The organism is Micromonospora sp. CA-263727 (assembly GCF_050942455.1).
Classification (GTDB): Bacteria; Actinomycetota; Actinomycetes; order Mycobacteriales; family Micromonosporaceae; genus Micromonospora.
In genome coordinates this window covers 25,733-39,327 of sequence record NZ_CP192031.1, presented here as the reverse complement: position 1 = coordinate 39,327, position 13,595 = coordinate 25,733, and the positions used below count along the sequence as shown (strand labels likewise).

14 protein-coding genes are annotated in these 13,595 nt (G+C 67.7%); 11 read left to right on the top strand and 3 right to left on the bottom strand.

Features of this window, described 5'->3' with window-relative positions:
• The first annotated feature begins 1 nt into the window (after position 1).
• Together ACQPYA_RS00180 and ACQPYA_RS00175 are read left to right on the top strand one after the other, a co-directional pair.
• Positions 2 to 472, top strand: coding sequence for an NUDIX hydrolase (locus tag ACQPYA_RS00180; RefSeq protein WP_433530612.1), 471 nt, complete (start codon positions 2 to 4; stop codon positions 470 to 472).
• Positions 473 to 562: 90 nt separating this feature from the next.
• Positions 563 to 1,120, top strand: coding sequence for an HD domain-containing protein (locus ACQPYA_RS00175; protein ID WP_433530611.1), 558 nt, complete (start codon positions 563 to 565; stop codon positions 1,118 to 1,120).
• 108 nt (positions 1,121 to 1,228) lie between these two features.
• Here the strand turns inward: ACQPYA_RS00175 and ACQPYA_RS00170 are convergent, their stop codons facing one another.
• Positions 1,229 to 2,113 carry a phosphotransferase gene (locus ACQPYA_RS00170; RefSeq protein ID WP_433530610.1) on the bottom strand — a complete coding sequence of 295 codons (885 nt, stop codon included), beginning with the start codon at positions 2,111 to 2,113 and terminating at the stop codon, positions 1,229 to 1,231.
• Positions 2,114 to 2,120: 7 nt separating this feature from the next.
• The gene (locus ACQPYA_RS00165; protein ID WP_433530609.1) at positions 2,121 to 3,533 is read right to left on the bottom strand and encodes a hypothetical protein; all 1,413 of its coding nucleotides are present in this window, start codon (positions 3,531 to 3,533) and stop codon (positions 2,121 to 2,123) included.
• A 390-nt stretch (positions 3,534 to 3,923) separates the two neighbouring features.
• On the opposite strand from ACQPYA_RS00165, the gene ACQPYA_RS00160 reads away from it, so the two are divergent.
• Positions 3,924 to 4,358 (top strand): NUDIX hydrolase, encoded by a 435-nt coding sequence (locus ACQPYA_RS00160; protein WP_433533712.1) that lies wholly within the window; start codon positions 3,924 to 3,926, stop codon positions 4,356 to 4,358.
• Between the two features lie 36 nt (positions 4,359 to 4,394).
• Positions 4,395 to 6,308, top strand: a complete 1,914-nt coding sequence (locus tag ACQPYA_RS00155; protein ID WP_433530608.1) for a radical SAM protein — start codon at positions 4,395 to 4,397, stop codon at positions 6,306 to 6,308.
• A 137-nt stretch (positions 6,309 to 6,445) separates the two neighbouring features.
• Here ACQPYA_RS00155 and ACQPYA_RS00150 read toward each other — a convergent pair whose 3' ends face one another.
• Positions 6,446 to 7,834 carry an IS1380 family transposase gene (locus ACQPYA_RS00150; RefSeq protein ID WP_433530325.1) on the bottom strand — a complete coding sequence of 463 codons (1,389 nt, stop codon included), beginning with the start codon at positions 7,832 to 7,834 and terminating at the stop codon, positions 6,446 to 6,448.
• Positions 7,835 to 7,965: 131 nt separating this feature from the next.
• Between ACQPYA_RS00150 and ACQPYA_RS00145 the strand changes: the two genes are divergently transcribed.
• The 7 genes from ACQPYA_RS00145 to ACQPYA_RS00115 all read left to right on the top strand — a co-directional run bounded on the left by ACQPYA_RS00145 (position 7,966) and on the right by ACQPYA_RS00115 (position 13,511).
• Positions 7,966 to 8,589 carry a hypothetical protein gene (locus tag ACQPYA_RS00145; RefSeq protein ID WP_433530607.1) on the top strand — a complete coding sequence of 208 codons (624 nt, stop codon included), beginning with the start codon at positions 7,966 to 7,968 and terminating at the stop codon, positions 8,587 to 8,589.
• Entirely contained in the window at positions 8,586 to 9,320 is a 735-nt protein-coding gene (locus ACQPYA_RS00140; protein ID WP_433530606.1) for a hypothetical protein, read from the top strand. Before ACQPYA_RS00145 ends, ACQPYA_RS00140 begins: the two co-directional genes overlap by 4 nt.
• 3 nt (positions 9,321 to 9,323) lie before the next feature.
• Positions 9,324 to 9,959 carry a hypothetical protein gene (locus ACQPYA_RS00135; protein ID WP_433530605.1) on the top strand — a complete coding sequence of 212 codons (636 nt, stop codon included), beginning with the start codon at positions 9,324 to 9,326 and terminating at the stop codon, positions 9,957 to 9,959.
• A gap of 11 nt (positions 9,960 to 9,970) precedes the next feature.
• Positions 9,971 to 10,861: a protein kinase domain-containing protein gene (locus ACQPYA_RS00130; RefSeq protein WP_433530604.1), complete on the top strand. Its 891-nt coding sequence runs from the start codon at positions 9,971 to 9,973 to the stop codon at positions 10,859 to 10,861.
• A 111-nt stretch (positions 10,862 to 10,972) separates the two neighbouring features.
• Positions 10,973 to 11,137, top strand: a complete 165-nt coding sequence (locus ACQPYA_RS00125) for a hypothetical protein (RefSeq protein WP_433530603.1) — start codon at positions 10,973 to 10,975, stop codon at positions 11,135 to 11,137.
• Between the two features lie 101 nt (positions 11,138 to 11,238).
• Positions 11,239 to 12,162, top strand: a complete 924-nt coding sequence (locus ACQPYA_RS00120; RefSeq protein ID WP_433530602.1) for an aKG-HExxH-type peptide beta-hydroxylase — start codon at positions 11,239 to 11,241, stop codon at positions 12,160 to 12,162.
• A complete protein-coding gene (locus ACQPYA_RS00115; protein ID WP_433530601.1) occupies positions 12,159 to 13,511 on the top strand; it encodes a serine hydrolase domain-containing protein in 1,353 nt (450 codons plus the stop codon). The genes ACQPYA_RS00120 and ACQPYA_RS00115 overlap by 4 nt, the downstream gene beginning before the upstream one ends.
• Positions 13,512 to 13,595: the final 84 nt, after the last annotated feature.

Sequence of the window (13,595 nt, the reverse complement as noted above, 5' to 3'; positions counted from 1 at the left end):
GATGCCGCGCCGTGACTACTTCAATGACGCCAACGCCCCGAAAGCCAACAGCGTCGTACCGTCGGTTGTCGCGGCGGTACGCAACCAGCGCGGCGAGTTGTTGATGATTCACCGAACCGACAACAACTTGTGGGCGCTACCCGGTGGTGGGCACGACGTCGGTGAGTCGATTTCCGACACGGTAGTGCGGGAGGTGCGCGAGGAGACGGGTATCGAGGTAGAGGTCGCGGGCTTGGTCGGCCTCTACACCAACCCGCGACATGTGATGGCCTACGACGACGGCGAGGTGCGCCAGCAGTTCTCGATCTGCTTCATGGCCAGGCCTGTAGGAGGGGAACTGGCTACCTCTACGGAGTCGCGCGAGGTCCGCTGGGTGGATCCTTCTCACCTCGACGAGCTCAACATCCATCCGTCAATGCGACTGCGCATCGACCACGCGCTCGCTGGCCAGGCCACACCGTACGTCGGCTGAGATCGGAAAGGACGCTCACACCTCCTGACGCCTCAGCAGGCCCCGACGAGTGGGTGGGGAAGTCCCCACTACGCGGCTACTGTTCGGAGAGTGTCTGACCTCATCGCCCAAGCTCAGCAGCTCGCCGGTGAGCTGCTCGATTCCCCCGCGCTCGTTGAAAGATGGGCTCATGTACAAGGCGTCGGTCGACGAGCTGCTGAGCTGTCGGTCACGGTCCAGCCAGCCGAGCGCAACCTGCTGGTGGCGGCGGCGTGGCTACATGACATCGGCTACGCGCCTGGCCTCGCGGCTACCGGCCTGCACTCGTTGGACGGTGCGCGATACCTGCGGCAACACGGCTACGCGCCGCAACTTGTGGGGCTGATCGCCCATCACACGTGCGCTAGGTTCGAGGCGGCCGAGCGCGGCTTGGCTGACCAACTTGAGGACTATCCGCTCGACGACGGGCCGCTGATGGACGCTCTCGTTACCGCCGACCTCACGATTGGGCCGCAGGGGCAGCGGCTCGACGTCGGAGAGCGTATCGAGGAGATCTTGCGCCGCTACCCTTCCCAGAGCCCCGTTCACCGGGCGATTCAGCATGCTGCGCCCGTCCTTCGCGCACACGTCCGCCGAACATTGGCCAGGCTCGACCGCCCCGAGCCATGACTACCGCTAAACGGCGGCCAAGCGGGGATGCACTCCATGGCGCGACTTAAGTTCGTGATGGGCAGCTGATGGCGGGCCGAGGCGTCGTCGTCATCGCGGCGTCGGCGGTCAGAGGATCTGCCACTGGCCGAGGTGTCGGCCCTCTCGACGAAGGCCATCGATACGGCGGTGCACCTCGGTTGCGGCTTCGGTGCCAGCTCGGGCCTTGCGGGCGTTGGTTGCGATCATCTGTAGTTCGCGAAGCTCGCATAAGTCGTCGAAACCTGGCCATGACGTCGCGTCCCAGCCGTATGTAGTCGTGAAGTCAGCGAAGGCCGCAAAGCCGCGCAGGTCGAAGCGGCGGCAGTGGACGGCGACGGTCGCGAGGTCCCATTCCGGCGGACCGATTGCGGCACCGTCCCAGTCGGCAAGCACCGGAGTTCCGTCGAAGCGGCGGAGGGCGTTACGTGTCTGGGGGTCGGATTGAATCAGGCTCGGGCCTCGTGGGAAGTCCAGCGCGGACCAGCGAGCAGCCAGCGAGTCGAGGCGTTTCAGCAGTAGGTCCCGATCCTCGGCGCTGATGATCCTCGACTTGGCGACTGATCGGCGGACGTTGTCGATCGGCTGGAGCCTCGGCAGGCTGACCGGCGCGGCTGGAAGAGTGTGCAGTTCTCGCAGAAGGATGCCGAGTTCGCTGGTCGTGACTGGCTCACCATGCGCCGGGTCCAGCCTCTCCCACACGGTTACGGCGTGCCCGCTCACGAGCAGTGGTTGTGGCAGACGAGGGCTGAGGGACACGGTGGGGAACTGGCGCGCAGACAGCCACTGCACCACGGCCACCACGACGCGCGTGCGATCCAGGTCGAATTCTTGCGGGGCGATCTTGACCACTACGTCGCCGACGGCGTACACGGCGTTCGTGTGATGACGTAACAGACGGGCGTCTGCGCTGGAGATCCTCAAGCGACGACACACCTCGGCGAGAACCGGCCGGGTTCGCGCTTCGATGAACATGCTGCTCCTAGGGATCGAGCACAGGGGTTCCGGCAGCAAGCGTACGGCCACCTTCGCGACAGGCCCGCACATAGTCGGTCAGCGCGGCTACTTCGCCGCCGCGGTGCCTCGCCGGAATAGCCGAGACGACCTCGCCGGCCCTGGTCAGCACGATCTCCGTACGTTGTGGTGCTGGAAGGCCCATGACGGCCTCAAGCGCCAACGCTGCGGCCTCTGCCGCTCGCCGGTCCTGAACCAGGCACATCGACCGATCCAGCGCGATGAGTGCGGGATCAATCGGTGCTGACGGGTAGGGTCCGTACAACCGGAGTGCCTCCTCCTGGACCCGATAGGCCTCCGTCATGTCACCCAGCCATGTGCTTGCCCCTGAGAGATACAGCAGCATCCGCTTGGCGGGAAACCGGAAGGCCTCGTCACCATCGTCGTCGCCAACCTGATCGAAGATCTTCCTAGCGTGACCGATGGCGGCTCGCGCCTCTTCGACCGCGCCAAGGCGTGCCAGAGCACGCGCGCGTCCAGCCGCTGCGAGCGCGCTCGACGACGATGTCGGCGTCTCGGCGACGGCCAATGCTGACCTGGTCAGAGAGAGTGTCTGCTGCGGGTCGCCGAAGTAGTACGGCAGCATCGCCGATTGCGCGCGGACCAGTACCCTCAGCCGGGGTTCCGAACTGTCATCGGCGGCGCACGCGGCCGTCCTATACCAGCGGCGAGCCTCATCAACGACCCCGAGCCGCATGAGCGCGTCCGCGCACATGGTTGCCAACAGAGCAGCCGTGCCAGACAGTCGGGCCTGAATCACCGCGGGCTGCCTGCGCCGAGACAACGCCTGGATCTCGATGCACTCCGAGGCTAGCTGCGACAGCATCATGGTCGGCGGAGTCGATGGATAGATCTTCATGTGCTCACTGGCGGACTCTTCGATCAGTTCAAGTTGTCGCGGCGCCACACTCGACGACGCCAGTACTTCGTCCAAGGAGTTGCGAAGATGTGCGATTGAGCCAACGTCCCCACCGGCTTTATCTCCGACCGTTGGCCAGCTGGTCTCTCCGCACGCGGCGCTAGCAGTGCCCTCGTCGACCGGACGAATGTATCTCGTCCTTAAGTTCGACTTACCTCGCTGGCTTGCATCGACGGCCCGCTCTTGTCCCAGGCCCATCAGCCCACGGGGAATGGCCAGTCCGACCGCGATTCGCTCGAGCACCTCGTAGGCCGTCACTTGGCGCGCGCCCTTGGCGACCTCAGCGGCGCGGTTGGCGGAAATCCCTACGAGTGCGGCGATGGCACCGTAGGAAATGCCCCGTGCATGAAGGAACCGAAAGATGGCGGCAATATCGCGGTGCTGCAAGTACTCGCGGATTGGCCGCCCTTCCCAGCTCCCAGACGTCCACCACAAGGGATCTACATGGACTCCCACGGGCACCTCCTTCCGCCCGGCTGGCAAACCAAGACACTGCCTCAGCAACGCGACTACGACAAGCCGGCGGCCAAACCCGAAGCCGCAGGAACTATGATCCTTGCCAGGGACGCCAGTTCCAGCCCTCCGTGGCCCCCCACGGTGACCCCCCACCATGGCGTCGACAACCGCGACCCGAAACGGGAATCTGGAGCAATCCCACGCCCCGTAGCTTGAGGTTCCATAGCCAGTTTGTCGACCACCTCGGATTTTCGTGACGCCCGGCCACAGGACCTAGACTCAAGGTCGTTTGTCCGGCGACCGGCTATCCGTCGCCAGGGCCATGCGGTCATGCGCCGCGACCTCGGGCGTTGCTGGATGCACGTCCGGTTCCCACGACTGAAGAGGGGTTTTTCGGTGCCGGAGAAGGTCACTAAGGAAAAGGTTCTGTGTTACGTCGTACGCGACGGGAAGCTGCTGGTATTCCGGCACACCGACTACAGCTACGAGGAAGTCGGCATCCAGGTCCCAGCCGGCAGCATCCGCACGGGCGAGACCCCTGAAGGGGCAGCGCTTCGCGAGGCCCAGGAGGAGACCGGACTCAAGGACTTCAAGATCGTACGGAAGCTCGGCGAAACCGAGTACGACATCAGCCCGTACCGGTTCGAGCTCCAACGTCGCCACGTTTTCCACCTAGAGCTGACCGAGTCGGCGCCGGAGCGGTGGATGAGCCAGGAGGACCACGACGGGGAGCAGGAGCCCACGCACTTCGAGTGCTTCTGGATCCCGCTTGACTCCGCCCACATCCTCCAGTCCGGCCAGGGCGCCCTGCTGGGACGCCTCTACGACTGATCCCGCCCGGTCACGGCCATCCCCTGGAGGCAGCCGATGCGCCGCACCACCGAACAGCACGACCCGATGGCTCAGCTGTACTGCGGCCTTGACGCCGAGCACTCCCGCAGCGCGGTCTCGGTGATCTTGAAGCTACGGGGTGAGACCTGCGACATCGACTGCCTGTACTGCTACGAGAAACGTAAGGAGGCCCCGGGAGGCGCCCGGATCGATGCCGGCCAGGTACGTCGACTCACCGAACTCTTCTCGGGGCGTCCACTCGCCGTCGAGCTGCATGGCGGCGAGCCCCTGACCGCCGGGCGCGACCACGTTGCCGAGGTCCTGCGTGAACTGGCCGCCCAGCCCAGTGTCGTGCGGGTCTCGATGCAGACAAACGGCGTGCTTCTCGATGAGCAGTGGCTGGACCTGTTTGACGCCCTCTGCCCGAGCCTTCAGGTCGGCATCTCCCTAGACGGGGATGCGGCGGGCAATGCCTGGCGGGTTGGGTACGACGGCCGGGCGGTGTATCCGCGCGTGGCCGACACGCTGCGGCTGCTGGCCGAGCGCGGTCGGAGGGCGGGCGTGATCGCCGCGGTCACCCCGGCCGTGCTCGGCCGCGCAGAGGCCGTCTTGGACCATCTCGCCGGCTTCGAGGCAGTCAACGCCGTCAGTTTCGTGCCCTGCTTCGATGCATCCGTTCAGGGCCCCACCGCCGCCCAGGGTCGGCGTCTTCCCGCGAGCCGACTCCTCCAGTTCGCGGCCGTGCGCGGCACAGCAGGACCCGCGTGGGCGACCAGCCCGAACCAGTACGCCGAGTTCGTGCTCGCCGCGACCGCTCGCTGGATCGGCGCCGGATACTTCGCCCGCCTGAAGCTGGAACCGGCCGTATCGACCATCCGGCGGCTGCGCGGGCTGGATACCGGCTTCTGCCACTTCTCCAACCTGAAGTGCGACCACGTCTTCACGCTCTATCCGGACGGACGGCTCGGCAGCTGTGACGAACTGCCCTGGCCTCAGGCCGAGCTGACCCGCCTGAACCAAGTCTCCACGCAAGGCGCCGTCGTCGCGGCCCAACGGCGGCTGCCGCTGTTGAACCAGGGCAAGGCCCTGATGGGGCGGTGCACCACCTGCGCGTACCGGTCGACCTGTGGCGGAGGTTGTGTGGCTACTCGCTGGCGTCAGGACCAGGCCGGGGACCAGGACGCCTACTGCGACTACCGGATGCGAATGATCGACGGCACTGCCGCGCTCCTCACCCAGCCCGCCCACCCGGCGGGTGCCTGGTGCCGAAGGGTGCGCTGGCACCCCCGTACGCCGAACAGCATGCGCGACGCCGCCGCCTTCCTTACGCGCTGGGACCATCCCAACGCGCCCCGTCCGCCTGTGCGGCTCTACACCAGCGCGCACGGCAACATCAACACAGTCGGCCTGCCTGGGGTACACGAGGCCGATGACCTGGACCCGGCCCACCCCCAGTGGCGGGAGGCGATCGAGCCCGGAGTCCGTTCCCTGGTCGACGCCATCACCCGGGACTGGAGCCTGGTCACGTACGACAGCTGTCAGGGACATCCCTACTCCGGTCTCGATCTGCAGCCCACCGAGCGCCGGGTCGGCATCCTTCCCCGCGACCGGACCGAATACGCGCAGGCTGCCGCCGCCCTGTGCCGCGCGGTCACCGCAGCGGCCACCGACCTGCCCGCCCCGGTCCAGCTGACCGTCGGGCGGGCGGAGCTGACGTGCGAGGCCACCGGACGCAGGAGCCCCGTGCTCGACCTAACGCTGCGCCCGGCCCCCGGGCACGGCTGGCCGGCGTACTTCGACGCCGTGGACGCGGCCACCCGTGCCGTCGCCGACGCGCTGCGGGACGACCGGCCCACCGAGGGCGGCTGCTGCTGCCCGCTGCCGCAGATCACCACTCCGACCACTGAGCCTCGATCCACCGACGCGGTTCGTGCTGAGCCTGTTGAATAGTTCCGGTATTGGGCGGTTCTGGAGCAGGGTGGGGTTGCCGATTACGTGATCGGCTTGCTCCGTGCGTGGTTGCTGAGGGGTGGGACGGGGTTCGTGGCTTGTGGTCGGGCCGCTTGGTTCCGGTCGGTGTGCCGTGGTCAGCTGGGTGCGGGGTGGACGGCGGTGAACAGGTTGTCGAACGCGGCCTGCCAGGGCCAGTAGTCGGGTAGGTGCAGGTGAACGGTCCGGGCCCGGTGGGCGAGGCGGGCGGCGACGGTGATGATCCGGGCTCGGATCGTCGCGGTGCGGGCGGTCGGCCAGGTGCCGGCGGCGAGGTGTCCGGCTGTGCGGGTGAGGTTGTGGGCGATGCCGGCGCAGGTCAGCCAGGCGTTGTTGGCGTTGAACCGGCCCGATGGCAGGTGCGCGAGTGGCCCGCCGATCAGGTCCGCGTTGACCTGCTCGATGACAGCGTGGTGACGGTGCTGGGCTTCGGCCTGGATCAGGGTGAACGGGCTGTCGGTGAACACCGCGTGATAGCGGTAGGCGGGCAGGAGTTCTTCCTGGCCCGGGGCTTGGGTCGGGTCGTCGCGGCGGACCCGGCGCACGATCAGCCGGGCGGTCACCGCGTGTCGGCTGCCGGCGAACGCGGTGTAGGTGGTCTCGGCGATCTGCGCGTCGGAGATCCACCGCTGGGCGTCGTCGTCCCAGACCGCCTGCGGATATTTGATGTCGATCCACTGGTCTGCGCTGATGTTCTCGCATGCGGTGCGGATCTTCGCGTCGATGCGGGTGGTGACGGAGAACCGCACGTCACGGCGCCGGCAGGTGCTGATGACGGTCTTGGCGTAGAACGCCGAGTCGGCCCGAACCACGATCTCGCCGGTAGCGCCGCACGCACGGGCGGTGGTGATCGTCTCGGCGATCATGCTGGCGGCGCCGCGAGCGGAACCGGCGTTACCGGCGCGCAGCCGGGTCGCGGCGATCACCGGCGCCGACAGCGGCGTGGACAGCGTCGCGACCAGCGGGTTGTAGCCGCGTAGCCGCACGTTGTAGCCGCCGACCTTGGCGTGACCGAACCCGATGCCCTGTTTCTGCTTGCCGTAGACCCGGCGCAGCATCGAGTCGATGTCCACAAAGCACAGCACGCCAGCACCGGCCAGGATCGGCGCCCGCTTCGACAGCCCGATCAGGGTGTCGCGGGCCGCGGCCTGCAACTGGCGCACGTGCCCGTGGGTGAAGGTCCGCAGGAACGACCCCAGCGTCGACGGCGCGTACACGCTGGTGAACAACGACCGCATACCCCCGTGCCGGGCGACGTCGAGGTCATCGATGCTGTCCGCCCCGGCGAGCATCCCGGACACGATCGTGGCGACCTTGCCCGCCGGGTTCGCGCCCTTGTCCGTCGGCACGCTCACCCGCTCGGCGACCGCGTCATACAGGCCCGCCTGCTCGGCAAGGCGCATCACCGAAACCAGGCCGGCACACGACACCAGATTTGGATCATCGAACGTCACGGCCGTCACCGGCGCGCCATAGCGTAATCTCACTTACGAGGTGCCCTCTCGAACCGAGTGATAGAAGCTTCGCAACTCCTATCCTTCCAGTTCAGAGGGCACCTTCTATATCCGGGGTCCTGCAGAGCCGACCTTCATCGGTGGATCGAGGCTGAGGAGGCGGCGTGAGTAGTGCCACGGATTCGCTGACGATCCACCAGTTGCTGGGGCGGATCGTGTACTTCCACGCTCTGTTCATCGAGCCCGCCCTCCGGCCCAGCACGGCGCGATGGCCGGGGCCGACGTGCTGCAACCATGGCCCGCGCTCGGTCCGCAGGACCTTCGACGAGGTCTTGCCGGCCTCCGCCTGGGTCGCCCTTGTCGAGGTCGCGGCCACCCTCCCGGCCCAACATCAGCCGTGCCCAAAAGTCGATGGCGCATGCTGCGCCACCTGCCGTGTTGCGACCACAGCCGCCGCGGTCGCCGAGGGGTGGGCGCAGACCGAGTACCGCAGCTACCGGCAGGCCGACCCCGCCAAAACGTTCCTGCGCTCTTGCGGCCTCGTGGCGGCGGCCCGGCTGGGACGAGTCTTCGCTGCCCAGCACGACGCCTCATGCCCGGCGCTGGACCGGCTGACCGTGCCAGAGTCGCTGCCCGGCGTGGAGGAACTGCCACTGACCGGCGAACTGCTGGCCCTATGGGCCAACCCGATCGCCACCACCCACCGCCCCGTGGCCAGTTGGCTCAACCACTGCACCAGCCTGGACGACGTCCGCCAGGTACTCGAGACGAGGAGGACCGACTCGTGATCCACATCGCCGAGACCGTCGCGGTCGGCAGCGTCGAAGAGTTCCTCGACGCTGAGGACCGGGACCGGCTCGCCGCCATGATGAAAGACTTCCTCAACGAGGAGGCACGGCTCCGCTTCGGCTCACAGCGAGCCACCTCCATCCATGAGATCCCCGGCCACTCCAACCAGCAAGCCATGGCCGTCTACGAGCCAGCCGGGCGGATCGAGGTCCCAAGGATCCCGGACAAAGCCGAGGACCTCCTGCAGCACGCCTTCGACCGCGCCCGCCCCGCGCTGTCCCGCGTCATGCCGTCGATCACCGCCTGCCGGCCGTGGACCTACGTCGAGTACGGCCCCAGCCAGCACATCACCGGCCACCTCGACGGCATCGCCCCCGACCCGCTCGCCTGGCCACGGCAGATCGCCGGCATCAGCGTAGTGATCCACGAGGCGGAGACCGGAGGAGCATTCTACGTCGAGAGCACGTCCAGCGACCGCCTGTGGAATGCCCGCCTGGACCACGACGCACAGGGACACGGCTACGCGGACGGCATGTGGCTGGCCCACGACGGAGCCGACCACTCCGCTGACTGGTATACAGCCATGCCCCGTACCCGCTGGAGTGTGAGCCCCGCCCCGGGTACGGCCCTGCTCTACGGCTCCCAGCTCACCCACGGCACCGAACCGGTCACCCGCGGCCGCGTCGCGAAGTTCATCAGCTGGCTGATCGCCGAAAAGGATCAGGGGTGAGGCATGCTGCTAGCCTTGGAGGGAATCGCCGGAGCCGGGAAGAGCACGCTGCGCGACCGGCTCCTGGCCACCGCCGCCTATGAGGACATTCGCCTCGGGCACATCGGCCAGTTCGCCTGGCTGTCGTTGGACGCCACCCGCACCATCATCGGCCTGCGGGTCGGACGCCCAGCCTCCACCGCCGTGCGAGCGATGGCCGCGGTCCGCCGCGACCTGGACCTCCATGCCCGCCATAACCTCACCCCCGCCCTATCCCTCGGTCCGGTCGTCGCCGACCGATTCGCCTTGTCGACCGCCTGCCTCCTCGCCCTCCTGTACGACCGTCCTGTCGCCCACTACGTCCAGCAGGTCGCCGAGGTCACGGCCGCGCGGGCCAAGCTGACCGTCCTGCTCACCACCGAGCCTGAGCTGTGCCATACCCGGCTGTCGAAGCGACCCACGACGCGCCGCTTCGGGGAGGACCCGTCGACCGCCGCCCGGCTCGCCGACCTGTACGAGCAGGCCGCCAACGCGTGGACCGAGACGACCGGCCTGCCCCTGCTGCGCCACCCGTGCGCCACCGAGTCCGACCTCGACCTGCTGGCCGGCGCCTGCCTGGACCGGCTACACGAAACCGCCCCGCATGCGGCGAGAACATGAGGAACCGGCCCATGCACCTGCACCCAATGCACCCCGTCGGCTGGATCCTTGATCAGCTTCGCGACGCCGGCTGGCGCGTCCACGACCTCCTCTCCTTCACCCGCGCCAGCACCCTGGTGCTTGTCAGCCGCGACGGGACACTCCCTGTGGTCCTCAAGGCCGGCTTCGGCAGCAACCACGTCCTAGCCGAACTCGACGAGGACACCCGAAAGGCCGCCTACGGCTTCTACTGGTACGCGGAGATGACCGAGGCCGAACGGGCACTGACCCGCGACGACTTCCGCCACGAGATCGCCGTCACCCGCGCCGCCCAGGGCACCGGGCACGTCGTGCCGCTGATCGAGGACGGCAGCACCGACCGGTTCGACTGGTACACCATGCCCCACTGCGTTGGCGGCAACTTCGGACCCCACCTCACCACCACCCTCAACCGAGACGAAGTGGCGGCCGGGCTCAGCATCCTGGCTGACGCCGCCGAGGGCCTATGCGCCCTGCATGAGCACGAGATCGTGCATCGCGACGTCTACCAGGAGAACATCCTCATCCACCATGGACAAGGACTGATCACCGACCTCGGGGCCGCGCGCCGCACCGACACCCCGCGCGGTCCTGCCGGCCGCGGCCCGGAGGTGCACTGGCCCCCGGAGTACGCCACCTCCTACGACCGCGCCACCCCAGCCGCAGACGCCTTCAGTCTCGCGGTCTTGGCCTACCGCTACCTATGCGCCGACATCCCCCGCCACGGCCCCTGCCGACTGGACGCCGTATCCGGCAGCCTCCGCCCGATCATCACTGCTGCGCTCGCCCCAGTACCCGAGGACCGGCCGGCCATGAGCGAGCTGCGCGACGCCCTGCGCATGGCGGCCACCTCCGCCGCCACTCCGGCTCGACGCAGCAACTGACCACCCTCACTGGAAGGAGACGTGGTGTCTACCGCCCGCTCGCCGCCGCACTACTCGACTCCAAGAGGTGCACGGCCCATTACCCCGATTTCGGAAAGGACGACCGCATTCATGGACAACGACCGGATCAGCGACTTCCTCGCCACGGTGAACGAACTGCGCGGCGACGACGAGACCGTACGCAGCACCCGCCACACCTCCAGCGTCTCCGCCGAGGGCTGGCCAACCATCGAGGACCCGGCGGGCACCGCGCCGCCCGCCGACACCGACCTCTGAACGCCGCGCACCACACCGACGGCAGGCCGTCGGTGAGCACCATCTGGGGCCGGATCCTCACGGGCCGGCCCCAGGCCCAGCCCATCGGAAGGATCCACCCCGTGGATGTACCCGCCGTCCTCTCCTCGTTTGCCGCCATCCAGACCCACCATCGCGACCGCACCCGCCGGATCCGTGCCATCCTCAAGCCCGCAGCCCAGCACAGGGCCAGCGCCCCCCATTCCCCGGGAACGGACGCCGCCGATTACTGCCTGGCCCACCATGTCCTCGAAGGTGCTGAGGCCGCCGCCCGTGCCCGCGAGATTGCCATGCTCGACTGGTACGGCGCCCACCCGGACGCGAACGCCTCCGCGCTCTCGACACCTAGCATCCTCGGTTCGCGCATCGTCCTTGCCCCCGATCTGGACCGTCTGCCTCGCTCGGCGATCTCCGAGACCCCCTACTACGTACTAGGTCCGGACACCACAGCCGCCCCGCCGGACCTGCGAGAACTGGCTGCAGCCGCGTACGCCACCGGCGCGCGGAACGGCTTCGCCGACCTTCTCGCCGATCACGCCGTTGTCGTCTGCCTACTGCGCCGTAAACAGCTCGGCGACACCCTCGACAGCTGGACCATCACCCGGCTGCCCGGCACCGTCTACTGCGACCACGTCAACGAGCCCGTCGTGCTAGCCCGCGACCTCATCCACGAGGCGGGCCACAACTGGCTCAACGACGCCCTGAGCGCCACCGCCTGCAAGATCAGCGACGAGGTGACGTTCTACTCCCCCTGGAAGAAGACCGCCCGGCCTGCCTTCGGCTTCCTGCACGCCTGCTTCGCCTTCCCCCTCACCATGATCTACACCGCTCGCGTCCTGCCCGAGACGAACGGCGACGTGTACCGCTTCCTGACCGCCTACCTAAACCAACAGCGCGGGATGCTCGCCGCCACCGCCACCGATCACGACCGCGCCCTCGCCCTGATCGCCGCCCCCGAACTGCGGGAACGCCTTCACTCCGTCCACCACGAGGCCCTCAGCCTATGAACCCCACCAACACATCGACCGCTCCCACCACCGGCGTCAATAAGCAGTTGGGCGAGCCTGGCGTCGCACTGTACGTACGCCACACCGACGGTCCGCCGATCCAGGCGCATGTCGGCGCGGCCAACCTTGAGCACTCCGCGCCTGTTGCGGAGAAGACCGCCTTCAACGTCGGCTCCGTCGCGAAACAAATCACCGCATACCTGACCATCCGCGCCGACCGCGGCCGTCTCCTCACCCTGAACAGGCGCGTAGGCGACATCCTGCCGCACTTCCGCATCCGCGACGTCACCATCCGCGACCTTGTCGCGCACCGCAGCGGCCTCCGCGACGCCGAATCTCTGCTGGCCCTGGCCGGATTCCGTGACCTTGACCATTACACCGCCGACGACCTGCTCCAACTCGCCTACCGTCAGCAACGCCGCGCTGTTGAGCCGGGTCGCTTCCTGTACAGCAACACCAGCTATCTCCTCCTCGCCGAAACCCTCAAACACGTCTATGGAGCCGGACTCAACGAGATCGCCCACCGGCAAGTCTTCACCCCACTCGGCATGACCTCGGCCCGCTTCAAGACCGATCCGCGCGAGGTAATCCCTCATGCCGCCGCCAGCTACCGGGCCACCGCCGACGGATGGCAGCACCAGCAGTCCCCGGTCACCCTCCCCGGCCCCGGCTCCCTGTGGTGCACGGCCGCAGACCTGGATCGCTGGCTCGCCCATCTCTGGCACGAATGGCACCCCTCGGCCGACGACGGCCTTCCGTTCGATCAGGATCTCGGCTACTGGCCCAGCGACCACCCGCCATTCACGTACGGTGCCGGGCTCTACGCCGATCCTCGCCCCAGTCGCACCGCCGTCTTCCACTACGGCCACGAACAGGGATTCTCTGCCGCCACTTACCTCACGAACTCGGGGCTTCGAGTCGTCTGCCTGTCCAACCACGCCGGCATCCCTGCCGACTTTGTGGCCACCGCCGCACGCTCCGACATCACCCATGACCTCGACGCCAAACCGGATGAAATCCTCTCTCGTGCCCTGGCCAGCTGCCCCGTCCACCAAGCCACACCGCAGGACAGCGTTGATGCCGAAGCGCCCCACAGCACGCTCGGCACCTTCGCCTGTGACGAGGTACCCGGCACCGTACGCCTGACCCGCAGCACGGGCTCGCTGTACCTGTGGAGGCGGGGGGCCTTCGACCGTCTCACCTGCACCGGGCCCGCCACGTACGCCGCCAACGGCTACACCCTTACCCTCCCTACCTATACGGCGGACGGCAATGTGCCGATGCCCGACGGCTTCACTCTCGATCTCGACCGCGCACCGGGACTGCACTACCGCAAATCGTCGGACTGACCAAGCCGAAACAAGGCCAGTTGCCCCGCCGCTCTACTCACGATGAAATGGCTACGTGCAGCAGACCAGCTCGTAAGAATCAGG